Raw genomic sequence first — 24,510 nt, 5'->3', positions numbered from 1 at the left:
TCAAACAAAAGATAGTGATTAGTATTGCTACTAACACGTGCTCTTTACGTATGGTGATAGTAAATGTCATTTACATACCACCTTATCAAAATGATCCGCGTCTACCCATAAAGATGTAGGATGCCAATACTGTACTTTTCCTGTAGTGGTATTGATACGGGTTTTGGTAAGTTTGATAGCACTATAACGGTTTATGCTTTCAATCTTTGTTAAGCCCTGACAATCAACCGCTTTTACAGTTGGGTTAGGAGTGGTAGAGCAAGCGACCGTAGCAAATGCGGAGATTGCGAGTACGATAATGCGTAATGTTTTCATGTTGTTTCCTTATGGGGGCTTTTGCCCCCGTTGTTGGTTGTTATGCTACTTCGTAAATCAATACATCTTTGATTGCTTCAAGTTCTGCGGCGGTTGCTACACGTCCCAAGAAGTACCGGACACATACACCCAAAAGTGCGTTACGTGAATCTGTGTGAAAGCATGGGTGATTGTTTAAGTCCTTTGTACGGTATTCATCGGCTGTTCCGATTTTCAGTACACCATTCTTTAATTCTACGGATACCTGTAAGCCACTTTCGAAAGCGAGAAACGCATAGTTGGGTTGTTCCATCTGGTAGGTATCAATCTTTACTACCGTACCGTTCACGTGCTGCTGTACTTCCACGTGGGCATAAAAACCCATTGCCGCTTTGTTCAAATCTTTAACGTACTTGGTAGAAAAGTTTTTGAACTTGTCCATTTCGTTTCTCGCTTCGTTTGTTGCTGGAGTGTCAAGTATAGATACCTGTATACATACCTGACAAGCAATATTTTTACGATTAGATATAAGCCATTGAATTACAATAGTATTTAATTATGGTTTAATTCAATACGTATGTTAATATGTATCAATACCAAACATATGAGGAAGCAAAGATGAATACAGTTACTTATAACCAGCGTGGGAACATTACTGATGTACTGGTAGATGGCGTGTATATGGGTTGTGTAGTGAAAGGGGAAGATGGGAAGTACAGAACGGTACATAAGAATGAAGCCCAGCCAGGCGAGTTTACAGCTCTACACTTCGCAACGTACCATGTAGAGAAAGCAAAGCCCTAAACAATGAAGCCCCGTTAATCGGGGCTTTTTTATTTCTTTTCTTTCTTAGGTTTCTTTTCTTTCTTCACTGGTTCTACATAGGTTAGTAGTCCAATTACGTGTGCTTCATTTTCATTCGCATTTTCCAGTACTCCAGATTTCCAGTACTGCTCTAATAGGTCAACATTCGGTAGACCATCCATCGCACGTACACCATCTTGATAGTGTATTGATAGTTCCAATGAACCATTGATTAGTGCTCTAAAGTTATTGGGGTTATTATTGATTACTTTGATTTCCATAATGGTTACTCCATTGATAATTATATTTGCCATGTATATTAGTTCTTCCAAATCATCCCTTACTAAAGATTGTTGAAAGTGTTCTTCTTCTGATAGGTTTAGAAAGTATTCGGGTGTACCTTCAATATCGATAGTATTTACTGTGAATCCTTTCTTGTTCACGGCATATCTACGTTCACGTTTCTTATCGTAAAAAAGTATTCCCCGCGTGTGGTGGTAGGTGGTTAGTTTATTCATTTGATAATCCTTTATAGAACGTCTGGGAAGCCCTTAGACCGTACTTATGATTTAGGTGTAAGTATGATGGCCTTTTGCCGTTGGTCGTCTTGTAGTGGCGTATGTACGCTTCTATAGCTTCCTTCAGTTCTTCCCCTACGTGTGGTGTATCCGTAAGTGAGGATTGCTGTACTTTGTTATAGAGTCCGTTAGACTTCATTCCTGACGCTTTATAGTGCTGTCTTATTTGTTTCCATGTGCTCACTTTTATTTCCCTGTAGTGTTTGGTACGGTCATAGTTTACCTTTTGGTATTCCTGTTACGTTCTTCATACGTTCTTCTGTGTTATCGAGTGCCTTTAGTACGTATACTAAATTATCATATGGTGTATAGGTCTTATCTTCGATTTTCTTCACTTCATCGATTATTTTCTTTAGTTGGTTGATTTCCATTTTTTATGTCCCTGTGGTGTGTAGTTATGTAGTCTGTCCCGATTGTTGTATTAATATATTATAATACTCTATATCAACAATCGGGACAAAACCCCCGATTAGGCGAAAACCCCCGCCATTTTCATCATTTTTGCTTTCAAAATTCCAGCCTGTTTTACTTCCTGTTTCACTTGTTCAGTCAGTACATCAACCTTATCAATAGAGAATCCAGTAAGATTTGTATACTTTACTTTGTACTCATAATAACGATCTTCACCTTTCATATCTAAGAGTGCTTTATACATTCTATCAGTACAGGTACTTGTACGTTTCCGTACTGGAGTTTCTAAAGTAATATAACGATTGATTACTTTAGTCTGACACTTTTCACGTACTACTAATTCACTTCCCTGATACTCAAGCCATTTAGACCATAAAGTGTTTTTACGCATTGCTTTGTGATCACCATTGAAAAGTTCCTTTTGTACTTTCTTCACGATCATTCCACAAAGAATATGTAGATCTACTTTCGTTAGTACATCATTTGGACACTCCTTAGCGATATAACCAAGTATCATATTACGAATACTCGAATGTTCTTCTACATAGTTATAATCTGCCCAAACTTTACTAATAAATGTCTTATCTTCAATGACACCATTTACTACAAGTTCAATCTGTGAATCTTTCAATCCAACTTTTTGTAGTTTTACAATACTTTCCCGTAATGCGTCGTACTCTTCATGTTTACCTGAGTACTCAAACTTCCCACTATCAAATGAACTAATAAGAGATGAGAGAATTTCTTCGCGTTCTTCACTTTCACTTAGTTTCAAACGTGCCATATCTTTTAGTATCTCATTTGCTAATACTTCATTACCATCTACATAGGTAGTTGAACGTCTAACAAAATCATACTCACCCATTCGCATATGCCATAGTACCGGATCATGTTCACACTGTTTTGCTCTATAGTTTGCGTATACTGCGTCAATACTTAGTTTATCAATAATGAATCCATCAAAATCTTTATTATATCTAACATGACTACCTTTTATATCTTGGTTGTATTGAGTACGGAAATGTTCACGAAAGTTATCATCATTGAATGCTCTATACGCCCCTGTAATCATCTCTACAAAGCGTTCAGCATCATCAAGATAACTTTGTACATCAAAATCTTTCATGCTCTTAGAATCGCGTACAGGCGTTATATAGTGTAATGTCTTAGTTTTGCTTACGTTACGGAAACGGTTAGTAAATTGTTCAATACCATCTGGATCTGTATGACCATAGATATAGATATCAACTTCATCTAACTTATCTTCAATGGATAGTCCTTCACGTATTGAGTCAGTACCAATAATCAATTCATAATCATCCATACGTTTAGCCTGAAAGAATGCTTGTACTTCTTCTGTTTCCTTTACTTCACTGGAAACTACTAACGCCTTATCACCATAGCTTTTAGCAATGCGTTTACATAGCTTGATATCATTCACGAGTGCTATGGCTTTACGCTTGCCCTTATTACGCGTTATAAGCGATTCTAAGACTGCCTTACCCTTAGATGCGTAATTGTATCTAAATACTTCCTTCGTCGCCTGGGATGGCTTACGTATGCGATAAACGCGATCTATCTGAACACTGTTTAGGTACTCTTTTTTAATAGTACCGGACATTAGAATTACAGACTTGAAATAGGGGAAGATTGCTACAAGATCACGGATCACACTGGCTTTATAACTATAGTCAGTATAGAACCCGTGACACTCATCAATAACAAGTGTTTCATTTTTGAAAGTACCTTTATCACTGGTAGCATGGAAACGAGCTACAAGGGCGTTCCATGTTTGAACGTTAGTACCATCAATTGAAGATACAATACTAACCAGTGGAGCACTAAAAGCTGTATTAGTTAGTTTTGAAAAGTAGTGACTCTTACCCGTTCCAACATCGGCAATTATAAGATTTATTCCATCCTGTAAATCCATTTCATGGGCGATATCTGATATGTACTGTGATTGTGTGAGTGTAAACTCTTTATAAATATTCATGTAAATTCCTTTTAGATTTGGGGGAATTCCTTTCCCCCTTTTTGATTATAAAACTTGCTTTAGAACTGGCATAATATGCTCATACCTTACCCCTTTGAAAAGGCTTAGTACGGCGTATTTAGACCGTAGGCTGTTGAACCACGTCCGATTTACTTCCTGATTGTGATACTCACTCACAATTCCATTATGAGCTACTGCGAAAGAGCAGATCATCACCTCTTGAAAGTTTTCATCCTCTACCCATCTGATGTTATAAAAACCAACACCAGATTCTAATAGAATATTTTTTCCATTTATTACTTCATATAACATCGCGTTTTCCTTATACATGTTATGTTATGGTACATAGGCTGCTACTTCCAATAGCGGCCTTTTTTATTGCGAAAATGGTAAACATTTTTAGCTAAAATTGGGGCGTGTACCTTTACCGCCCCATAATCATCTGTTGCTGTAGGAAGTGGTTTATGACTTCACTATTATTCTTGAATTGACCTGATTCTATTTTTTCTTGTAACCATTTCTCCGCAATTGGTGAAATTCGCACATAAATTGTTTTGTCTTTGTTTTCTTTTTTAGCTGCCATTATTTTTCCTTATTGCGTTTTGTTGATTTATCCAAGTATAAAGATGCCCCAATGTCACAAGGGGCTTCTTAATTAAGGAGGAGATTATGAATTTCTATGTACTTATTTATCAGAATGAATTGAAAGCGATGCGAAATGAGGTTAAAAATGGATATTTCTATTTCTCATACCCATATTATAGAACATTTTTACGTTTTGTCCCAAAAATCTGCTTGATTTTTTACAACTTGCTGTTTTCTAATGTTATTTATCACTTCAGCCACCAAGCATAGTCCTAACCACACTAAAAAGCCTAAAAAGAGCCATTCAATTAAGCCAGTAACCATTACAAAGAATCCGATTAAGAATAGTAGTATTGTTTTCATGTTTTCCCCTTATCTAAACTACATACTTATTTAGTACAGACATGAAAAAAACCCCTCCAAATGGAAGGGTGTGTACCAAATTATTTGCGATAGGGGGTACTAAACTTGAACTTACTATAAGGGGATTGCCCCCAAGTGGATCATAGTACCAGTATTGATACCGCGTGTCAAATAAAAAATACCCCATTTGCGACATCACGAAATGAGGTATCAATACTTTGGTAAGACCTGTTAGAGAATTTAGATTAAGTCATTACATACCCTATGTCAAACTTTCGATAGCTTTTTGTGTGGCTTTCGATACCACGCTTTGCCAATACTCCAGAGCTTCCATATCTGGATTGCCTTTTATGTTCCCTTCCAGATCTAAACTACTCACTGAACGTAGGGTAGTTGTGAGTTGATTAGTACCGCCCCTGCCAATACGCTGTACATCTACATCAATGATCACTAAGTGAGTAAGTAACTCTGTCCAGTACTTAATACTACAGAAGATCTTGTAGTTAGTTTTGGATACATCTTCCCGTACTATATCGATACGTTGTATTAACTTCTTCATACGGTTGTTTAATTCAATTCGGTACTCTACGTTCATATCTAACTTGTCATCATCATAAGTTAGGGTAATGTCCTTTGGGGCATCTACTGATTTAAGGCGTATGGTTAGTTCATCCTGTTCACGGTTCATTACTTCCAGTTCATCAAGAATCGCAAACTTTTCATGCCTGCTTGCCTTTGTAAGACGTTCACGAAATGCCGCTATATCCCTTTCATTCTGAATCCACTGATCACGCAGTGTTAGTACGTTTGATTCTTCCTGACCATACACTTCACTAAAATCAAGTCCTACAATTGCGTTCAATAGGGGGCGTTCTAACGCATTATAAGCAATGCTACGAGCCGTACAGGTCTTATCGGTACGCTTACCTAAACAGACTGTAAAAAGTCCTCCGTGGCTGTTACGCTTCGTTATTATGGCCTGTCCACATAGGGGGCATCGACTCATACCCGCAAATAAATTAAGCATGTACTTTTGATGTGTATTCCCCTTAGATGGGGATAATTTCATTGCCTGTACACGTTCATATAATGCCTTATCGATAATAGAAGGGTAACGGGCATCATCTGCTACGCGTTTATCACTTAACGCTCTTAATACAGTAACAAGTGTCCACGGTTTACCATTATCTGTATCGCCATATGTGCGTACTATTTGTGCCGCACCAATACCATTTACATAATCGTTATACATACGCTGTATCGCCTTTGCCGTGTTATTAGTACGGTATTGTTTAATACCATCAACTTCTACTACATCGAACCATCTTGGACGTACCTTAGATACATTACCGTAGCGGTTCTGGTGTGACTTCTTCATCATTACTGACTTACGTTTAGATTCACCGTTAGCCCTGTTGATTTGCATCGTTAGTACAGTAATGCTTTCTGGTATGTAGCGGGAATATGTCATACCCGTTTCAATTTCCAGAATAGTAGTACCACGGTTAATTAAACCAGAAATGATCTCTACTGCTTGGAACGGATCAAGACGTGTTAAGCGGTCGATGTTCTCAACTATCAAAACAGAATCGGGTACTACTCCATCCATTACCATTTTACGGTATTGCCCTAACTTAGTTTTGGGGTTCCAGTTCTTCCCCTTGAAAGCGGATCGCCCTTCCGCAACCATCTGGGTAATGTTGTCCGTGTCTAGAACGTATGGGAGGCGGTGATCAAGTACCAGATATTGAATAAACTGGTTTATCGTGTTCACCTGCCTTTGTATCCCAAAACCATCAACCTGATTCAGTGTTGATACACGTGCGTAGCTCCATACGGGTACTTTCATCTTCTTGTTCTCTCGTTACTTACTGTGGCGTACATTATACATCAACTGTTCACTGCTGCTGATGGGGCCGCAATGGCATCAGCGTGCCGATCGCGAAAACAGCCTGCTGGGACACAGTGGCTGCCGCGTAGGCGGGAACGATCTGGATATCGCGCTGGCGTTTAAACACCTGATGCCACTGCTAGGTATGGGCGGTGAGACAGAAAAAGGTATCGCCTTACCGATTCTCCCGTGGTGGAACGCGGTCGCAATCAACGACGTTCCCGCGCAAAGTGATTTCTATAGCAGCGCCAACGGTCGACTGCTCAACGATCTTGTCCGCGACGCGAGAGAAGCCGATAAAGTCGCTCTGCTGCTTAAAGTCTGGCGCGAGCGTCTGAGCTATCGCCTGGTGCGCAGTGCAGAAGAGAGCAAAATCGCACTCTCCGACCAGACGATTGTAACGGCGGCGATACCGTTTATCAGCGACACGCTGGCAACCGATATCAGTCAACACGGACTGGAAGCTGCGCTCAATCAGCCCCTGGCGCGTATTCTCGAGCAGGTCCAGTTGGCGCTGGACAACGCACAGGAAAAACCAGACGTGATTTATCTGACCGGCGGCAGCGCGCGTTCGCCGCTGATTAAAAAAGCCCTCGCCCAGCAGCTTCCCGGGATCCCTATCGCGGGTGGCGATGACTTCGGTTCTGTCACCGCCGGACTGGCCCGCTGGGCTGACGTTGTTTTCCGCTAAGCCGCTCGCATGCTGAAAAGTGTGCGTATTGACATCATCCTTGCTGTGGCTTATTTTCAGGAGTGAGGGTTAGGGAAGGTTTCCCCTCCCCCTGGTGTCTTAGTAAGCCGGTAAGCTAATGACTAAGAGTATCACCAGTATGATGACGTACTTCATCATAACCCTTTCCTTATTTTGGCCCCTTCCTCGGGAGGGGCTTTCCCGTTCCAGCGTCCCGCTGAAATCTCTGGCTTTCCTCCTTTTTGCCTTGTCAGCACTCTATCGCACAATTGCGTATTCGCTATCTTCACCACCGATTGTTGCGTAACGCCTCGCAAAGCCGCGTCAGCATTCAGACGAATCCCGACAGTGTTTCATAATTCCTCCATTTTTCTCCCTTGTTCGCTGGCTAAACTAGTATCATTCCGCGAATCGTTTCAGGATGAGAAACTCATAACAATGAAAGGCAGTAATAAATCCCGCTGGGTGATAGCAATCGTGATCGTCGTGGCCGCCGTCGCCGCCATCTGGTTCTGGCAAAGCCGTAGCGCATCCCAGGGAACCGCACCGGGCGCAACCAAACCCGCGCAGCACACGGCGGGGTCAGGACGGCGTGGAATGCGCTCCGGACCGTTGGCTCCCGTGCAGGCTGCCACCGCCACCGAGGAAGCCGTGCCACGTTACCTGACAGGGCTGGGGACCGTTACTGCCGCAAATACCGCCACGGTGCGTAGTCGGGTGGATGGTCAACTCATCGCCTTACACTTTGAGGAAGGACAACAGGTAAAAGCCGGCGACCTGCTGGCAGAGATAGATCCCAGCCAGTTCAAAGTTGCTCTGGCTCAGGCGCAGGGACAACTGGCAAAAGATAAAGCCACGCTGGCGAATGCCCGTCGCGATCTTGCCCGCTATCAACAGTTGGTTAAAACCAATCTGGTCTCCCGCCAGGAGCTGGACGCACAGCAAGCGCTGGTCAATGAGACGTTAGGCACAATCAAAGCAGATGAAGCCAGCGTCGCCAGCGCTCAGTTGCAGCTCGACTGGAGCCGGATAACCGCACCTGTCGATGGTCGTGTCGGCCTGAAACAGGTCGATGTCGGTAACCAAATATCCAGCGGCGATACCACCGGAATCGTCGTCATTACGCAAACGCATCCCATCGACCTGATATTTACGTTGCCTGAAAACGACATTGCTACCGTGTTGCAGGCACAAAAATCGGGGAGCCAGCTGAAGGTCGAAGCCTGGGACCGAACCAATTCGCAAAAGCTGAGCGAAGGCGTCCTGCTCAGTCTCGACAATCAGATTGATGCCACCACCGGAACAATCAAAGTAAAGGCTCGTTTTAACAATCAGGATGATGCTTTATTCCCTAACCAGTTCGTTAACGCCCGCATGCTGGTCGACACACAACAAAATGCCGTTGTGATCCCAACTGCCGCCCTGCAAATGGGTAACGAAGGCCACTTTGTCTGGGTACTGAATAGCGACAATAAAGTGAGCAAACACCTGGTTAAACCGGGTATTCAGGATAGCCAAAAAGTGGTGATTGCCGCCGGGCTTTCTGCGGGCGATCGGGTCGTGACCGACGGGATTGACCGTCTGACGGAAGGCGCAAAAGTCGAAGTCGTTGAGGCGCACGACGCCTCTGTTTCCGACGAGAAAACAGCGCCACGCGGATACGGCAAAAAAGGAGCTAACTCCTGATGCAGGTGTTACCTCCGGACAACACAGGCGGACCATCGCGCCTGTTTATTCTGCGCCCCGTCGCCACCACGCTGCTGATGGTCGCGATTTTGCTTGCCGGAATTATCGGTTATCGCTTCCTGCCAATCGCCGCCTTACCTGAAGTGGATTACCCCACGATTCAGGTCGTTACGCTCTACCCTGGCGCCAGCCCGGACGTCATGACCTCGGCGGTAACCGCGCCGCTTGAACGCCAGTTTGGACAGATGTCTGGCTTAAAACAGATGTCATCACAAAGCTCCGGTGGCGCATCGGTCGTTACGTTACAGTTTCAACTGACGCTCCCGTTGGATGTTGCCGAGCAGGAAGTTCAGGCCGCGATTAACGCCGCCACCAATTTATTACCCAGCGATCTCCCTAACCCTCCGGTCTACAGCAAGGTAAACCCGGCAGATCCACCGATCATGACGCTGGCGGTCACATCCAGCGCCATGCCGATGACGCAGGTGGAAGATATGGTCGAAACCCGCGTCGCGCAGAAAATCTCTCAGGTATCCGGCGTGGGCTTGGTAACACTTTCCGGTGGGCAACGTCCGGCGGTCCGCGTGAAGCTTAACGCTCAGGCCATTGCCGCACTCGGTCTGACCAGCGAAACCATCCGTACGGCCATTACCGGTGCCAACGTCAATTCGGCAAAAGGGAGTCTTGATGGTCCAACGCGTGCCGTTACCCTTTCAGCCAACGACCAGATGCAGTCCGCGGATGAATATCGTCAGCTCATTGTTGCCTATAAAAACGGGGCACCGGTTCGTCTGGGCGATGTCGCCACCGTTGAGCAAGGGGCCGAAAACAGCTGGCTGGGCGCATGGGCCAATAAGCAACAAGCTATAGTAATGAATGTTCAGCGCCAACCTGGCGCAAACATCATCTCCACGGCAGACAGTATCCGCCAGATGCTACCGCAGCTCACCGAGAGCCTGCCCAAATCGGTTAAGGTCAGCGTACTTTCCGATCGTACAACCAATATTCGTGCGTCCGTAGCGGATACCCAATTTGAATTGATGCTGGCGATTGCGCTGGTAGTCATGATTATCTACCTGTTTTTGCGCAATATTCCGGCAACCATTATTCCTGCGGTCGCCGTACCGTTATCGTTAATCGGTACTTTCGCGGTGATGGTATTTCTTGATTTCTCCATCAACAACCTGACCCTCATGGCGCTAACCATTGCGACAGGTTTTGTGGTGGATGACGCTATCGTGGTTATCGAGAATATTTCACGCTATATCGAAAAAGGCGAAAAACCGCTGACTGCTGCCCTGAAGGGCGCGGGCGAGATTGGTTTTACCATCATCTCTCTGACATTTTCACTGATCGCCGTACTGATCCCACTGCTATTTATGGGTGATATCGTAGGTCGATTATTCCGGGAGTTCGCTGTGACGCTGGCCGTGGCGATTCTGATTTCCGCCGTTGTCTCGCTCACTCTTACGCCGATGATGTGCGCGCGTATGCTGAATCAGGCCTCATTGCGTAAGCAAAACCGCTTCTCCCGTGCCTCAGAGCGCATGTTTGATCGCGTTATTGCCGGGTACGGCCACTGGCTGGCGAAAGTGCTCAACCATCCGTGGCTCACGCTGAGCGTTGCGCTCGGCACGCTGGCGCTGAGCGTTATGCTATGGGTCTTTATCCCCAAAGGCTTCTTTCCGATCCAGGATAACGGCATTATCCAGGGCACGCTGCAGGCGCCGCAGTCCAGCTCATTTGCCAGCATGGCCCAGCGCCAGCGTCAGGTTTCAGATGTCATTCTGAAAGATCCGGCGGTAGAAAGCCTGACCGCTTTTGTCGGTGTGGACGGCACTAATACGGCATTGAACAGCGCGCGCTTACAAATCAACCTTAAGCCTCTGGATGAACGCGACGATCGGGTGCAGAAAGTGATTGCCCGCCTACAGGATGCGGTTGACAGAGTTCCCGGCGTTGACCTTTATCTTCAGCCCACTCAGGATCTGACGATTGATACTCAGGTCAGCCGGACGCAATATCAGTTCACGCTGCAAGCGACATCCCTTGATGCCCTCAGCACCTGGGTTCCACAGCTGATAGCAAAACTAAATCAGCTACCGCAACTGTCCGATGTCAGTAGCGACTGGCAGGACAAAGGGCTGGTAGCGTATGTGAACGTCAATCGCGACAGCGCCAGCCGTTTGGGCATCAGCATGTCAGATGTCGACAACGCCCTGTACAACGCCTTCGGCCAGCGACTGATTTCAACCATCTACACCCAGGCAAATCAGTATCGCGTGGTGTTAGAACATGACACCAACAATACGCCAGGGCTTGCGGCACTGGATACAATACGTCTGACCAGTAGCGACGGCGGCATAGTACCGCTCAGCGCGATCGCCAGTGTTGAACAGCGTTTTGCCCCGCTGTCGATTAACCACCTCGATCAGTTCCCGGTCACCACCATCTCGTTCAACGTGCCAGACGAGTGGTCGCTGGGTGATGCGGTGCAGGCCATTCTGGATACCGAAAAAACGCTTAACCTGCCCGCCAATATTACCACCCAGTTCCAGGGCAGCACGCTCGCCTTCCAGGCCGCGCTGGGAAATACCATCTGGTTGATTGTGGCTGCGGTTGTCGCGATGTATATCGTCCTCGGCGTGCTGTATGAGAGCTTTATTCACCCAATTACTATTCTCTCCACGTTGCCGACGGCGGGCGTCGGGGCGCTCCTGGCGTTAATGATTGCCGGGAGCGAACTGGACGTCATCGCGATTATCGGCATTATTTTGCTCATCGGTATCGTTAAGAAAAACGCCATCATGATGATCGACTTTGCCCTTGCCGCGGAGCGCGAACAGGGAATGTCACCACGCGAAGCCATTTTCCAGGCCTGTCTGCTGCGTTTTCGCCCGATCCTGATGACTACACTGGCGGCACTGCTCGGCGCGTTGCCACTGATGTTAAGTACCGGCGTGGGCGCAGAGTTACGTCGTCCATTAGGTATTGGCATGGTCGGTGGGCTGCTGGTGAGTCAGGTATTAACCCTGTTTACCACCCCGGTGATTTATCTGCTGTTTGACCGTCTGTCGCTGTATGTGAAAAGCCGCTTCCCGCGTCAGGAAGAGGAAGCGTAAATGAAATTTTTCGCGCTTTTCATTCATCGTCCGGTGGCGACCATTCTTATTTCGGTGGCCATCACCCTGTGCGGCATACTCGGATTTCGTCTGCTGCCGGTCGCTCCGCTACCGCAGGTGGATTTTCCGGTGATCATGGTCAGCGCATCGTTACCGGGTGCCTCACCCGAAACGATGGCGTCCTCGGTCGCAACTCCGCTGGAGCGCTCGCTGGGGCGCATTGCGGGCGTGAACGAAATGACTTCGAGCAGTTCACTTGGCAGTACGCGTATTATTCTCGAATTCAAATTCGACCGTGACATCAATGGCGCGGCGCGGGACGTTCAGGCCGCAATTAACGCCGCGCAAAGTCTGCTACCCAGCGGGATGCCGAGCCGACCAACGTATCGCAAAGCCAACCCTTCCGATGCGCCAATCATGATCCTGACGCTAACATCGGACACGTACTCGCAAGGTGAATTGTACGATTTCGCATCAACACAACTGGCGCAGACCATCGCACAGATCGACGGCGTGGGCGACGTGGACGTTGGAGGCAGCTCACTGCCTGCGGTGCGTGTAGGGCTTAATCCGCAGGCGCTGTTTAACCAGGGCGTGTCGCTGGACGACGTACGTAGCGCAATTGACAACGCCAACGTGCGTAAGCCGCAGGGCGCTATCGAGAATGATACCCACCGCTGGCAGGTCCAAACCAACGATGAGCTGAAAACCGCCGCCGAATACCAGCCGATTATCATCCACTACAATAACGGCGCGGCGGTACGACTGGGCGACGTTGCGTCTGTGACCGACTCGGTGCAAGACGTACGCAACGCGGGGATGACCAATGCCAAACCGGCCATTCTGCTGATGATCCGCAAGCTACCGGAAGCCAATATTATTCAGACGGTAGACAGCATTCGCGCCAAATTGCCGGAGCTACAAACGCTGGTCCCGGCCGCTATCGATCTGCAAATCGCCCAGGACCGCTCGCCGACTATTCGCGCCTCGCTGGAAGAAGTCGAACAGACGCTGATTATCTCCGTGGCGCTGGTTATCCTGGTGGTCTTTATTTTCCTGCGCTCCGGGCGTGCGACGCTGATTCCCGCAGTAGCAGTTCCGGTCTCGCTGATCGGTACCTTTGCCGCCATGTATCTGTGTGGATTCAGCCTGAACAACCTGTCGTTGATGGCGTTAACCATTGCCACGGGATTTGTCGTCGATGACGCCATCGTGGTTCTGGAAAATATTGCCCGCCACCTGGAAGCAGGAATGAAGCCGCTCCAGGCGGCGTTACAGGGTACGCGCGAAGTGGGATTCACCGTGCTCTCCATGAGCCTGTCGCTGGTGGCGGTGTTCCTGCCACTGCTGTTAATGGGCGGATTGCCTGGGCGCTTGCTACGCGAATTTGCCGTCACGCTGTCGGTTGCTATCGGTATCTCGCTGCTGGTGTCGCTGACATTAACGCCAATGATGTGCGGCTGGATGCTCAAATCCAGTTCCCCGCGCGAACAGTCTCGTAAACGGGGTTTTGGTCGTGTGCTGGTGGCGCTGCAACAGAGTTACGGCACCTCGCTTAAATGGGTGCTGCGCCATACGCGGCTGGTAGGCGTGGTGTTACTCGGTACCATCGCGCTGAATATCTGGCTTTATATTTCCATCCCCAAAACCTTCTTCCCGGAGCAGGATACGGGTGTATTGATGGGTGGGATCCAGGCCGACCAGAGCATCTCATTTCAGGCCATGCGCGGCAAACTGCAGGACTTTATGAAGATCATCCGCGACGACCCGGCGGTGAATAACGTCACCGGTTTTACCGGTGGTTCACGGGTCAACAGCGGGATGATGTTTATTACCCTCAAGCCACGTGATGAGCGCCATGAAACGGCTCAGCAAGTGATCGACCGCCTGCGCGTCGCGCTTTCAAAAGAGCCAGGTGCGAATCTGTTTTTAATGGCGGTGCAAGATATTCGCGTTGGTGGACGCCAGGCCAACGCCAGCTATCAATACACATTGCTGTCCGACGATCTCGCGGCGCTGCGTGAGTGGGAACCGAAAATCCGTAAGGCGCTTGCCGCCCTGCCCCAACTGGCAGACGTTAACTCCGATCAGCAGGACAATGGCGCGGAGATGAATCTGATTTACGATCGCGACACCATGTCTCGTCTGGGGATCGACGTGGCAGCCGCCAACAGCCTGTTGAATAATGCTTTCGGACAACGACAGATCTCTACCATCTATCAGCCGATGAACCAGTACAAAGTGGTGATGGAGGTCGATCGACGTTACACCCAGGACATCAGCGCACTGGACAAAATGTTCGTCATCAACAATGACGGTAAAGCGATCCCGTTATCGTACTTTGCTAAATGGCAGCCGGCGAATGCGCCGCTGTCTGTGAACCATCAGGGTTTGTCTGCCGCCTCAACCGTGTCGTTTAACCTGCCGACAGGTTCTTCACTGTCAGAAGCGACAGAGGCCATCAACAGAACCATGACCCAGCTAGGCGTCCCTTCCACGGTTCGCGGTAGCTTTGCCGGTACCGCACAGGTATTTCAGGACACCATGAATTCGCAGGTGATCCTGATTATCGCCGCCATCGCCACGGTTTATATCGTGCTGGGTATGCTGTATGAAAGCTATGTCCATCCGCTGACCATTCTCTCCACGCTACCTTCGGCTGGCGTCGGGGCGTTGTTAGCGCTGGAGCTGTTCAATGCCCCATTCAGCCTAATCGCCCTGATAGGGATCATGCTATTAATTGGCATTGTGAAGAAAAACGCCATCATGATGGTCGATTTTGCGCTGGAAGCGCAGAGAAACGGCAAGCTACAGCCGGAAGAAGCTATTTTCCAGGCCTGCTTGTTGCGCTTTCGCCCAATAATGATGACCACGCTGGCGGCGTTGTTTGGCGCGTTGCCGTTGGTGTTATCCGCAGGCGATGGCTCTGAACTGCGTCAGCCTTTGGGGATAACCATTGTCGGTGGGCTGGTCGTGAGCCAGCTCCTGACGCTGTACACCACGCCCGTGGTCTATCTCTTTTTCGACCGTCTGCGTCTGCGTTTTTCGCGTAAAAACAGCAAACCGGTAGCAGAGTTATGACAGAACTTCCCGACAGCACCCGCTGGCAACTTTGGATTGTGGCATTTGGCTTTTTTATGCAGTCGCTGGATACCACCATCGTTAACACCGCGCTTCCCTCGATGGCGGCAAGCCTCGGGGAAAGCCCGTTACACATGCATATGGTCATTGTGTCATATGTTTTAACTGTTGCCGTGATGCTGCCCGCCAGCGGATGGCTGGCGGACAAAGTTGGCGTGCGTAATATCTTCTTCACCGCCATCATCCTGTTTACGCTTGGCTCGCTGTTTTGTGCCGGGTCCAGCACACTCAACGAGCTGGTGATGGCGCGCGTCTTACAAGGCGTTGGCGGCGCGATGATGGTGCCGGTCGGCAGGCTAACGGTGATGAAAATCGTCCCGCGTGAGCAATATATGGCGGCAATGACGTTTGTCACTTTACCCGGTCAAATCGGCCCGCTGCTGGGCCCAGCGTTAGGCGGGATTCTGGTTGAATACGCCTCCTGGCACTGGATATTTTTGATTAACATTCCGGTAGGCATTGTCGGCGCAATAGCGACGTTAATGCTGATGCCCAACTACACCATGCAAACCCGACGTTTCGACCTCTCTGGGTTCGCGATGCTGGCGGTCGGCATGGCGGTACTGACGCTGGCGCTCGATGGCAGCAAAGGAACCGGCCTCTCCAGTATCACGCTGGCGGCGCTGGTTATCTGCGGGGTATTGGCTATTGCGCTGTATCTGAAACACGCCCATCGTAATCCGCGTGCGCTATTCAGCCTGAATCTGTTTCGCACACCAACCTTCTCGCTAGGTCTGTTCGGCAGTTTTGCCGGACGCATCGGCAGCGGCATGTTGCCGTTTATGACACCGGTGTTTTTACAGATTGGCCTCGGTTTTTCACCTTTTCATGCCGGGCTGATGATGATCCCGATGGTGCTGGGCAGTATGGGCATGAAGCGCATTGTGGTGCAGGTCGTTAACCGCTTTGGTTACCGTCGTGTGCTGATTACCACTACGCTTGGCCTGTCGCTGGTCAGTCTGTTGCTAATGACCACGGCACTGCTGGGCTGGTATTACGCCCTGCCCTTCGTGCTGTTTTTACAGGGAATGGTCAACTCAACGCGTTTTTCATCCATGAACACGCTTACGTTAAAAGATCTGCCTGACGATCTGGCCAGCAGCGGTAACAGCCTGCTGTCGATGATCATGCAGCTATCGATGAGTATTGGTGTGACCATCGCTGGCCTGCTGCTGGGCATGTTCGGCCAACAGCATATCGCCATCGACAGCGGAAGTACGCATACCGTCTTTATGTATACCTGGCTGTGCATCGCCTTCATTATTGCGCTGCCCGCCATTATTTTTGCCCGCGTGCCGAACGACACGCAAACCAACGCGGTGATTTCACGGCGCAAAAGGAGCACCTGATGAAGTTCTGGCGGCCCGGTATCACCGGCAAACTGTTTCTGGCGATTTTCGCCACCTGCATTGTGTTGCTGATCAGCATGCACTGGGCCGTACGCATTAGCTTCGAACGTGGTTTTATTGACTATATCAAGCACGGCAACGAGCAGCGGCTGCAAATGCTCAGCGACGCATTAAGCGAGCAGTACGAGCAGCACGGCAACTGGCGATTCTTACGCAATAACGATCGTTTTGTTTTCCAGATCCTGCGCTCTTTTGAACACGACAACGACGATGATAAACCGGGTCCAGGCATGCCGCCGCACGGCTGGCGTACACAGTTTTGGGTTGTCGACCAAAATGCCCGTGTGCTTGTCGGCCCGCGCGGCCCAGTTCCTCGCGACGGCATGCGCCATCCCATACGCGTTAACGGTAGCGAAGTGGGCGCCGTGATCGCCTCTCCCGTGGAACGTTTAACGCGGAATACGGATATCAATTTCGACATGCAGCAAAGACGATCCAGTTGGCTTATCGTTGCGCTCTCCACGATCCTGGCCGCGCTGGCGACGTTTACGCTGGCGCGCAGCCTGCTGGCCCCGGTTAAGCGGTTGGTGGAAGGCACGCACAAACTGGCAGCGGGCGATTTCACCACTCGCGTTACGCCAACCAGTACGGATGAGCTGGGCAAGCTGGCGCAGGACTTCAACCAGCTCGCCAGTACGTTGGAAAAAAACCAGCAGATGCGTCGTGACTTTATGGCCGATATTTCTCACGAATTGCGTACGCCATTGGCGGTGTTGCGCGGTGAGCTGGAGGCCATTCAGGATGGTGTACGCCAGTTTACCCCTGACTCCGTTGCCTCGTTGCAGGCTGAAGTGGGTACGCTCACCAAACTGGTTGACGACCTTCATCAGCTCTCCATGTCAGATGAAGGCGCGCTGGCCTACCAGAAAATATCGCTGGACCTCATCCCCCTATTGGAAGTGGCAAGCGGAGCCTTTCGTGAGCGCTTTGCCAGCCGTGGCTTGACCATACAGCTTTCACTCCCCGACAGCATGACGGTATTTGGTGACAGGGATCGTCTGATGCAGCTGTTCAACAACCTGCTGGAAAACAGCCTGCGCTACACCGACAGCGGTGGCGGGTTGCATATCAGCGCCGAACAACGCGAACGCATGGTGTTATTAACCTTCGCAGATTCCGCTCCCGGCGTAAGTGACGAGCAGTTACAGAAGCTGTTTGAACGATTTTATCGCACCGAAGGCTCGCGCAACCGCGCCAGTGGAGGTTCCGGGTTGGGGCTGGCGATTTGCGTCAATATCGTACAAGCGCATAATGGTCTGATTCGTGCCGCCCATTCGCCTTTTGGTGGGGTTAGCATTACAGTAGAGTTACCGCTGGAACGCGATTTACAGAGAGATGTATGACTGAGTTACCCATTGATGAAAACACACCGCGTATTCTGATCGTGGAAGATGAGCCTAAGCTGGGGCAACTGCTGATCGACTACCTGCGGGCAGCGAGCTATGCCCCTACGCTGATCAACCACGGCGACCTGGTTCTGCCTTACGTGCGCCAAACGCCGCCCGATCTGATCTTGTTGGATCTGATGCTGCCCGGTACCGACGGTCTGACTCTGTGTCGGGAAATCCGCCGCTTCTCAGAAGTCCCCATCATGATGGTAACCGCTAAAATCGAAGAGATTGATCGCCTGCTGGGGCTGGAGATCGGTGCTGATGATTATATTTGTAAACCTTACAGCCCGCGCGAAGTCGTGGCTCGCGTGAAAACAATTCTACGCCGCTGCAAACCGCAGCGCGAACTGCAACAAATGGATGCAGACAGCCCGCTTATCGTCGATGAAGGCCGTTTTCAGGCCTCCTGGCGTGGGAAGATGCTCGATTTAACGCCCGCCGAATTCCGCTTACTTAAAACGTTGTCACATGAGCCGGGAAAAGTGTTCTCCCGTGAACAGTTGCTCAATCATCTCTATGACGATTACCGCGTCGTTACCGACCGCACCATCGACAGCCATATTAAGAACCTGCGACGCAAGCTGGAGTCGCTGGATGCCGAGCAGTCGTTTATCCGCGCGGTCTATGGCGTGGGGTATCGCTGGGAAGCCGACGCCTGCCGAATTACTTAAACTCTCCTGCCCTTCAGGGCTCCGCTGCTCCGTGAGCCCTGGTAACTCTCCAAATATCGCTCATACTCTTTCTGACAATACTGTCGTCAATAACTGTTTGATATAAAACTTTTAATCAAGGAGTTCATATGGCTGGTTGGTTTGAATTAAGTAAGAGTAGCGATGATCAGTACCGCTTTGTTCTTAAAGCTGGGAACGGGGAAATAATCCTTACCAGTGAGCTTTACACTACAAAAGGCGCTGCAGAAAAAGGGATCGCATCTGTCCAGGCTAACAGCCCTCTGGATGAGCGTTATGAGAAAAAAACAGCGTCTAATGGCAAATTACATTTCAACCTGAAAGCTGCAAACCACCAGATTATTGGTAGCAGTCAACTGTATGCGAATGAACAGTCACGCGAGACCGGTATTGCTTCAGTGAAGACCAATGGTGTCAGTCAGACGATAAAAGATAAGACCTGATAATTATTTGCTCAGCCGGGTAACGCAACGCTGTCACCCGGCGTTTTTCTTTACCTGACTTCCTCGCAGCGCTACAATGCCCGCCCTTAATATGGGGGCACTCCCCTAACCGCCTCATTGAGTGAGGCGAGTCTGACCTGTCATCAGAACGAGAAAATTATGTTTAAACCGGAACTCCTTTCCCCGGCGGGAACGCTGAAAAACATGCGTTACGCTTTCGCCTATGGCGCTGACGCTGTGTATGCGGGCCAACCGCGTTACTCACTGCGCGTACGCAACAACGAATTCAACCACGAAAACCTGCAGCTCGGCATTAATGAAGCCCATGAACTGGGTAAAAAATTCTATGTGGTAGTTAACATTGCCCCACACAATGCCAAGCTGAAGACCTTCATTCGTGATCTGAAACCGGTGGTGGAAATGGGGCCGGACGCACTGATCATGTCAGACCCTGGTCTGATTATGCTGGTGCGCGAAAACTTCCCTGACATGGACATTCACCTTTCAGTACAGGCTAACGCCGTAAACTGGGCGACGGTGAAATTCTGGAAGCAGATGGGGCTGACCCGCGTGATCCTCTCCCGCGAGCTGTCGCTGGAAGAAATCGAAGAGATCCGCACCCAGGTGCCGGATATGGAGCTTGAGATCTTCGTTCACGGCGCGCTGTGTATGGCCTACTCCGGCCGTTGCCTGCTTTCTGGCTATATCAACAAACGTGACCCTAACCAGGGTACCTGCACCAATGCCTGCCGCTGGGAATACAACGTGCAGGAAGGCAAAGAAGACGTGGTGGGCAATATCGTGCATAAGTACGAGCCTATTCCGGTACAAAACGTTGAGCCTACGCTGGGTATCGGCGCACCGACAGACAAAGTCTTTATGATTGAAGAAGCCCAGCGTCCGGGTGAGTATATGACCGCGTTCGAAGACGAACATGGCACTTACATCATGAACTCAAAGGATTTGCGTGCCATTGCCCACGTTGAACGCCTGACGCAGATGGGCGTGCATTCCCTGAAAATCGAAGGCCGCACCAAATCGTACTATTACTGTGCACGTACCGCGCAGGTCTACCGTAAAGCCATTGATGATGCTGCCGCCGGTAAACCGTTCGACCCGCAACTGCTGGAAACGCTGGAAGGCCTGGCGCATCGTGGTTACACCGAAGGGTTCCTGCGCCGCCATACGCATGACGACTATCAGAACTACGAATACGGCTTCTCTGTTTCCGAGCGTCAGCAGTTTGTCGGCGAGTTTACCGGCGAACGTAAAGGTGAACTGGCAGCCGTACTGGTGAAAAACAAATTCACCGTCGGCGACAGCCTGGAGCTGATGACCCCACAGGGAAACATCAATTTTACCCTCGAACAGATGGAAAACGCGAAAGGTGAAGCCATGCCGGTTGCGCCGGGCGATGGTTACACCGTGTGGATGCCAGTACCAGAGGATATCGATCTGAATTATGCATTGTTGATGCGTAATTTTACCGATGAGTCCACGCGCAACCCACATGCTAAGTAGTTAATTACGGTTATTTTTCAGCGTTCGGAAGATTCTTAGAAATCGATCACATACCGTTTCGTTCATTAAGGGTATTATCCCCTCCGCTGAAAAACATAACCCATAAATGCTAGCTGTACCAGGAACCACCTCCTTAGCCTGCGTAATCTCCCTTACGCAGGCTTATTTTTTGCCTGCCGTTTAAACTCCCTGAATATCCCAATTCAAATCACTTCTATCAGGCGAAAAAAAACCGGGCATTACGCCCGGCTGATTAGGTGATTAAAGATTAATGTGCAGCTTCTGGCTTGTGCTTTTGCGCACTCTGGAAACCATAGGTCAGCTCATTTTTCTCTTTATCCAGCGCAACGGTCACCTGGCCACCATCCACCAGCGAACCAAACAACAGTTCGTTAGCCAATGGTTTTTTCAGGTTATCCTGGACCACACGCGTCATTGGACGTGCGCCCATTGCGCGGTCGTAGCCTTTCTCTGCCAGCCAGTCACGTGCTTCCTGGCTAACTTCCAGAGAGACACCTTTCTGATCCAGCTGAACCTGAAGCTCGACGATAAACTTATCAACAACCTGATGAATCACCTCGGTAGAGAGATGATCGAACCAGATAATGTTGTCGAGGCGGTTACGGAATTCCGGCGTAAACACTTTTTTGATTTCGCCCATTGCATCAGTACTGTTGTCCTGATGAATCAACCCAATCGATTTACGCTCAGTTTCACGCACACCGGCGTTGGTGGTCATGACCAGCACCACGTTGCGGAAATCCGCTTTACGCCCGTTATTGTCGGTCAGCGTGCCGTTATCCATCACTTGCAGCAGCAGGTTAAAGACATCCGGGTGCGCTTTTTCGATTTCATCCAGCAGCAGCACCGCATGCGGATGCTTAATAACAGCATCGGTCAGCAAACCGCCCTGGTCGAAACCGACATACCCCGGAGGCGCACCAATCAGGCGGCTGACGGTGTGGCGTTCCATATATTCGGACATATCAAAACGCAGCAGTTCAATGCCGAGTGCTTTGGACAACTGCACCGTGACTTCGGTCTTACCGACGCCAGTTGGTCCGGCAAACAGGAACGAACCGACCGGTTTATGTTCGTGTCCCAGACCGGCACGGCTCATTTTGATCGCTTCAGTCAGCGCCTCAATGGCTTTATCCTGTCCGAATACCAGCATTTTCAGACGGTTGCCCAGGTTTTTCAGCGTGTCGCGATCGCTCTGCGAAACGCTCTTCTCCGGGATCCGCGCAATGCGGGCCACAACGGACTCGATATCCGCCACGTTGACGGTTTTCTTGCGCTTGCTGACCGGCATCAGACGCGCACGCGCGCCCGCCTCATCGATCACGTCAATCGCTTTATCCGGCAGATGACGATCGTTAATGTATTTCACCGCCAGTTCGACCGCTGCACGCACCGCTTTGGCGGTATAGCGGACGTCATGGTGCGCTTCGTATTTCGGCTTCAGACCGTTGATTATCTGCACGGTCTCTTCTACCGATGGCTCAGTGACATCGATTTTCTGGAAACGACGCGCTAACGCACGATCCTTTTCAAAGATATTGCTGAATTCCTGATAGGTCGTGGACCCTATCACACGGATCTTACCGCTGGAGAGCAGCGGCTTGATCAGGTTAGCCGCATCCACCTGGCCGCCCGATGCCGCACCCGCACCGATAATGGTGTGGATCTCATCGATAAACAGAATACTGTTAGTATCCTGTTCCAGCTGTTTCAGCAGCGCCTTAAAGCGTTTCTCAAAATCACCGCGATATTTGGTGCCAGCCAACAGCGAGCCGATATCCAGGGAGTAAAGGGTGCAATCAGCCATGATTTCAGGCACATCCCCCTGGACGATACGCCAGGCGAGGCCTTCAGCAATGGCGGTTTTACCGACACCAGACTCTCCCACCAGCAGCGGGTTGTTTTTTCTGCGACGGCACAGTACCTGAATGGCGCGCTCCAGCTCTTTGTCCCGGCCAATGAGCGGATCAATTCCACCCACTCGGGCAAGCTGGTTAAGGTTAGTCGTGAAGTTTTCCATACGGTCCTCCCCGCCAGCTTGCTCTTCGTTATTTGGCTGATTCCCAGAGTCAGAAGACTGACTGGGTTCGTCTTTGCGCGTGCCATGAGAAATAAAATTCACCACATCAAGGCGGCTCACTTCATGCTTACGCAGCAGATAAGCCGCCTGAGATTCCTGCTCGCTGAAGATAGCGACCAGCACATTTGCGCCGGTAACTTCATTACGCCCGGAGGACTGAACATGAAAGACCGCACGTTGCAGTACGCGCTGAAAACTCAACGTTGGCTGCGTGTCGCGTTCTTCCTCACTGGCAGGCAATACAGGTGTGGTCTGTTCAATGAAGGCTTCGAGTTCCTGACGGAGCGCCACCAGATCCACAGAACACGCTTCCAGCGCTTCGCGGGCCGATGGGTTACTGAGCAACGCCAGTAACAAGTGCTCGACGGTCATAAACTCATGTCGGTGCTCGCGCGCTCTGGCGAAAGCCATGTTTAAACTGAGTTCCAGTTCTTGATTGAGCATAGGCACCTCCCCCAATGTTTATGCCTGCATTCAGGCTTTTTCCAGCGTACACAGCAACGGATGCTCGTTCTCCCTCGCATATTTGTTCACCATCGCTACTTTGGTTTCAGCCACTTCGGCAGTGAACACACCGCAGATAGCTTTGCCTTGATAGTGAACGGCAAGCATCAGTTGCGTTGCACGTTCTACATCATAAGAAAAGAATTTTTGTAACACGTCAATAACAAACTCCATCGGAGTGTAATCATCATTGACTAATATCACTTTATACATAGATGGCGGTTTTAGCGCGTCGCGCAATTTGTCTTCCGCCAGCAGATCGAAATCCAGCCAGTCGTTCGTCTTACCCATTGTCAGTCGTCATCTTCAGTTACGGTTTCCGGCAGAAAATCTTGCCGCTGACAAGCAGCCTATGCGCACAATCAATCTACCTCAAGTATTAGATAACTATCATCTATTAGTGCCATCCGCGACATCTGTCACATAACCGACAATAGCGTTAACTGCTTCAAATTTTGATGCATTTTTACCCTATTCCGTCTGCATGGCGCTTGACGCCCCGCCTGATTTCTCTAAATTGTAGTCTCGAGAGTTGGCGAGGTTTTGAACAGCCCCCACTCCGCCACCGGTTCATTCCATCTTACTTATATAAGATTTACGAAGGATGTCGAAGTATGGAAACGGGTACTGTTAAGTGGTTCAACAACGCCAAAGGGTTTGGTTTCATTTGCCCCGAAGGCGGCGGCGAAGATATTTTCGCCCATTACTCCACCATTCAGATGGATGGTTACAGAACGCTAAAAGCCGGACAGTCTGTCCAGTTTGATGTCCACCAGGGGCCAAAAGGCAATCATGCCAGTGTCATCGTGCCTGTCATTGAAGCAGAAGCTGTCGCATAGCTCTTCTGTCTCATTGTGTACATCCCGCAGTCAAAATGCCAGCCCTTGCGG

General features: G+C 49.5%; 21 protein-coding genes and 1 pseudogene. 10 read left to right on the top strand and 12 right to left on the bottom strand.

Going from position 1 to position 24,510, the window contains the following annotated elements; all coding sequences use genetic code 11:
* Positions 1-66: 66 nt before the first annotated feature.
* The 9 genes from OGX90_RS09205 to OGX90_RS09165 all read right to left on the bottom strand — a co-directional run bounded on the left by OGX90_RS09205 (position 67) and on the right by OGX90_RS09165 (position 6,880).
* Positions 67-315, bottom strand: a complete 249-nt coding sequence (locus tag OGX90_RS09205; protein ID WP_286623589.1) for a hypothetical protein — start codon at positions 313-315, stop codon at positions 67-69.
* Positions 316-355: 40 nt separating this feature from the next.
* Complete coding sequence (locus OGX90_RS09200; protein WP_051129173.1) at positions 356-736, bottom strand: hypothetical protein; 381 nt, start codon at positions 734-736, stop codon at positions 356-358.
* Positions 737-1,127: 391 nt separating this feature from the next.
* Complete coding sequence (locus tag OGX90_RS09195) at positions 1,128-1,616, bottom strand: hypothetical protein (protein ID WP_051129171.1); 489 nt, start codon at positions 1,614-1,616, stop codon at positions 1,128-1,130.
* Positions 1,617-1,888: 272 nt separating this feature from the next.
* Positions 1,889-2,047, bottom strand: a complete 159-nt coding sequence (locus OGX90_RS09190; protein ID WP_286623586.1) for a hypothetical protein — start codon at positions 2,045-2,047, stop codon at positions 1,889-1,891.
* Positions 2,048-2,145: 98 nt separating this feature from the next.
* Positions 2,146-4,083 (bottom strand): DEAD/DEAH box helicase, encoded by a 1,938-nt coding sequence (locus tag OGX90_RS09185; RefSeq protein ID WP_286623583.1) that lies wholly within the window; start codon positions 4,081-4,083, stop codon positions 2,146-2,148.
* A gap of 45 nt (positions 4,084-4,128) precedes the next feature.
* The gene (locus OGX90_RS09180) at positions 4,129-4,395 is read right to left on the bottom strand and encodes a hypothetical protein (protein ID WP_191215590.1); all 267 of its coding nucleotides are present in this window, start codon (positions 4,393-4,395) and stop codon (positions 4,129-4,131) included.
* A gap of 112 nt (positions 4,396-4,507) precedes the next feature.
* Positions 4,508-4,666 carry a hypothetical protein gene (locus OGX90_RS09175; RefSeq protein WP_191215589.1) on the bottom strand — a complete coding sequence of 53 codons (159 nt, stop codon included), beginning with the start codon at positions 4,664-4,666 and terminating at the stop codon, positions 4,508-4,510.
* 188 nt (positions 4,667-4,854) lie between these two features.
* Complete coding sequence (locus OGX90_RS09170) at positions 4,855-5,031, bottom strand: hypothetical protein (RefSeq protein ID WP_155675080.1); 177 nt, start codon at positions 5,029-5,031, stop codon at positions 4,855-4,857.
* A gap of 262 nt (positions 5,032-5,293) precedes the next feature.
* Positions 5,294-6,880, bottom strand: coding sequence for a recombinase family protein (locus OGX90_RS09165; protein WP_286623580.1), 1,587 nt, complete (start codon positions 6,878-6,880; stop codon positions 5,294-5,296).
* Between the two features lie 43 nt (positions 6,881-6,923).
* Between OGX90_RS09165 and yegD the strand changes: the two are divergent.
* Positions 6,924-7,613: pseudogene (gene yegD, locus OGX90_RS09160) on the top strand (molecular chaperone); the annotation flags it as partial.
* Between the two features lie 99 nt (positions 7,614-7,712).
* Here yegD and OGX90_RS09155 read toward each other — a convergent pair.
* Positions 7,713-7,772, bottom strand: coding sequence for a type I toxin-antitoxin system Ibs family toxin (locus OGX90_RS09155; RefSeq protein WP_106672390.1), 60 nt, complete (start codon positions 7,770-7,772; stop codon positions 7,713-7,715).
* 279 nt (positions 7,773-8,051) lie between these two features.
* Between OGX90_RS09155 and OGX90_RS09150 the strand changes: the two genes are divergently transcribed.
* From OGX90_RS09150 to trhP, 8 genes are all read left to right on the top strand, one after another.
* Positions 8,052-9,299 carry an MdtA/MuxA family multidrug efflux RND transporter periplasmic adaptor subunit gene (locus OGX90_RS09150; RefSeq protein WP_020996658.1) on the top strand — a complete coding sequence of 416 codons (1,248 nt, stop codon included), beginning with the start codon at positions 8,052-8,054 and terminating at the stop codon, positions 9,297-9,299.
* A complete protein-coding gene (locus OGX90_RS09145; RefSeq protein WP_286623578.1) occupies positions 9,299-12,421 on the top strand; it encodes an MdtB/MuxB family multidrug efflux RND transporter permease subunit in 3,123 nt (1,040 codons plus the stop codon). The genes OGX90_RS09150 and OGX90_RS09145 overlap by 1 nt, the downstream gene beginning before the upstream one ends.
* Positions 12,422-15,502: a multidrug efflux RND transporter permease subunit MdtC gene (mdtC, locus tag OGX90_RS09140; RefSeq protein WP_284884106.1), complete on the top strand. Its 3,081-nt coding sequence runs from the start codon at positions 12,422-12,424 to the stop codon at positions 15,500-15,502.
* Entirely contained in the window at positions 15,499-16,911 is a 1,413-nt protein-coding gene (locus OGX90_RS09135) for an MFS transporter (RefSeq protein ID WP_003834276.1), read from the top strand. The genes mdtC and OGX90_RS09135 overlap by 4 nt, the downstream gene beginning before the upstream one ends.
* Positions 16,911-18,314 (top strand): envelope stress sensor histidine kinase BaeS, encoded by a 1,404-nt coding sequence (baeS, locus tag OGX90_RS09130; protein WP_234102673.1) that lies wholly within the window; start codon positions 16,911-16,913, stop codon positions 18,312-18,314. The genes OGX90_RS09135 and baeS overlap by 1 nt, the downstream gene beginning before the upstream one ends.
* On the top strand, positions 18,311-19,033 hold the full coding sequence (baeR, locus tag OGX90_RS09125) for an envelope stress response regulator BaeR (protein ID WP_100272146.1): 723 nt from the start codon (positions 18,311-18,313) through the stop codon (positions 19,031-19,033). The genes baeS and baeR overlap by 4 nt, the downstream gene beginning before the upstream one ends.
* 128 nt (positions 19,034-19,161) lie before the next feature.
* Complete coding sequence (locus tag OGX90_RS09120; RefSeq protein ID WP_048224506.1) at positions 19,162-19,494, top strand: YegP family protein; 333 nt, start codon at positions 19,162-19,164, stop codon at positions 19,492-19,494.
* Positions 19,495-19,653: 159 nt separating this feature from the next.
* The gene (gene trhP / locus OGX90_RS09115; RefSeq protein ID WP_111465355.1) at positions 19,654-21,015 is read left to right on the top strand and encodes a prephenate-dependent tRNA uridine(34) hydroxylase TrhP; all 1,362 of its coding nucleotides are present in this window, start codon (positions 19,654-19,656) and stop codon (positions 21,013-21,015) included.
* A gap of 268 nt (positions 21,016-21,283) precedes the next feature.
* On the opposite strand, the gene clpA is transcribed toward trhP, so the two are convergent.
* Together clpA and clpS are read right to left on the bottom strand one after the other, a co-directional pair.
* Positions 21,284-23,560: an ATP-dependent Clp protease ATP-binding subunit ClpA gene (gene clpA, locus OGX90_RS09110; RefSeq protein WP_003036804.1), complete on the bottom strand. Its 2,277-nt coding sequence runs from the start codon at positions 23,558-23,560 to the stop codon at positions 21,284-21,286.
* Positions 23,561-23,590: 30 nt separating this feature from the next.
* Positions 23,591-23,911 carry an ATP-dependent Clp protease adapter ClpS gene (gene clpS / locus OGX90_RS09105; protein ID WP_003036810.1) on the bottom strand — a complete coding sequence of 107 codons (321 nt, stop codon included), beginning with the start codon at positions 23,909-23,911 and terminating at the stop codon, positions 23,591-23,593.
* Positions 23,912-24,234: 323 nt separating this feature from the next.
* Here clpS and cspD point away from each other — a divergent pair, with 323 nt between their 5' ends.
* Positions 24,235-24,459 (top strand): cold shock-like protein CspD, encoded by a 225-nt coding sequence (gene cspD / locus OGX90_RS09100; RefSeq protein ID WP_003036813.1) that lies wholly within the window; start codon positions 24,235-24,237, stop codon positions 24,457-24,459.
* Positions 24,460-24,510: the final 51 nt, after the last annotated feature.

The organism is Citrobacter sp. Cpo012 (assembly GCF_030333015.1).
Classification (GTDB): Bacteria; Pseudomonadota; Gammaproteobacteria; order Enterobacterales; family Enterobacteriaceae; genus Citrobacter; species Citrobacter portucalensis.
Note: the sequence above shows the minus strand (reverse complement) of the source record. Positions and strands in the feature narration are given on the sequence as shown.

What these genes read in the sequence shown, in the direction of transcription:
- OGX90_RS09205 (WP_286623589.1), bottom strand. Translation starts at nt 315, where the DNA reads ATGAAAACATTACGCATTATCGTACTCGCAATCTCCGCATTTGCTACG.
- OGX90_RS09200 (WP_051129173.1), bottom strand. Translation starts at nt 736, where the DNA reads ATGGACAAGTTCAAAAACTTTTCTACCAAGTACGTTAAAGATTTGAAC.
- OGX90_RS09195 (WP_051129171.1), bottom strand. Translation starts at nt 1,616, where the DNA reads ATGAATAAACTAACCACCTACCACCACACGCGGGGAATACTTTTTTAC.
- OGX90_RS09190 (WP_286623586.1), bottom strand. Translation starts at nt 2,047, where the DNA reads ATGGAAATCAACCAACTAAAGAAAATAATCGATGAAGTGAAGAAAATC.
- OGX90_RS09185 (WP_286623583.1), bottom strand. Translation starts at nt 4,083, where the DNA reads ATGAATATTTATAAAGAGTTTACACTCACACAATCACAGTACATATCA.
- OGX90_RS09180 (WP_191215590.1), bottom strand. Translation starts at nt 4,395, where the DNA reads ATGTTATATGAAGTAATAAATGGAAAAAATATTCTATTAGAATCTGGT.
- OGX90_RS09175 (WP_191215589.1), bottom strand. Translation starts at nt 4,666, where the DNA reads ATGGCAGCTAAAAAAGAAAACAAAGACAAAACAATTTATGTGCGAATT.
- OGX90_RS09170 (WP_155675080.1), bottom strand. Translation starts at nt 5,031, where the DNA reads ATGAAAACAATACTACTATTCTTAATCGGATTCTTTGTAATGGTTACT.
- OGX90_RS09165 (WP_286623580.1), bottom strand. Translation starts at nt 6,880, where the DNA reads ATGAAAGTACCCGTATGGAGCTACGCACGTGTATCAACACTGAATCAG.
- OGX90_RS09150 (WP_020996658.1), top strand. Translation starts at nt 8,052, where the DNA reads ATGAAAGGCAGTAATAAATCCCGCTGGGTGATAGCAATCGTGATCGTC.
- OGX90_RS09145 (WP_286623578.1), top strand. Translation starts at nt 9,299, where the DNA reads ATGCAGGTGTTACCTCCGGACAACACAGGCGGACCATCGCGCCTGTTT.
- mdtC (WP_284884106.1), top strand. Translation starts at nt 12,422, where the DNA reads ATGAAATTTTTCGCGCTTTTCATTCATCGTCCGGTGGCGACCATTCTT.
- OGX90_RS09135 (WP_003834276.1), top strand. Translation starts at nt 15,499, where the DNA reads ATGACAGAACTTCCCGACAGCACCCGCTGGCAACTTTGGATTGTGGCA.
- baeS (WP_234102673.1), top strand. Translation starts at nt 16,911, where the DNA reads ATGAAGTTCTGGCGGCCCGGTATCACCGGCAAACTGTTTCTGGCGATT.
- baeR (WP_100272146.1), top strand. Translation starts at nt 18,311, where the DNA reads ATGACTGAGTTACCCATTGATGAAAACACACCGCGTATTCTGATCGTG.
- OGX90_RS09120 (WP_048224506.1), top strand. Translation starts at nt 19,162, where the DNA reads ATGGCTGGTTGGTTTGAATTAAGTAAGAGTAGCGATGATCAGTACCGC.
- trhP (WP_111465355.1), top strand. Translation starts at nt 19,654, where the DNA reads ATGTTTAAACCGGAACTCCTTTCCCCGGCGGGAACGCTGAAAAACATG.
- clpA (WP_003036804.1), bottom strand. Translation starts at nt 23,560, where the DNA reads ATGCTCAATCAAGAACTGGAACTCAGTTTAAACATGGCTTTCGCCAGA.
- clpS (WP_003036810.1), bottom strand. Translation starts at nt 23,911, where the DNA reads ATGGGTAAGACGAACGACTGGCTGGATTTCGATCTGCTGGCGGAAGAC.
- cspD (WP_003036813.1), top strand. Translation starts at nt 24,235, where the DNA reads ATGGAAACGGGTACTGTTAAGTGGTTCAACAACGCCAAAGGGTTTGGT.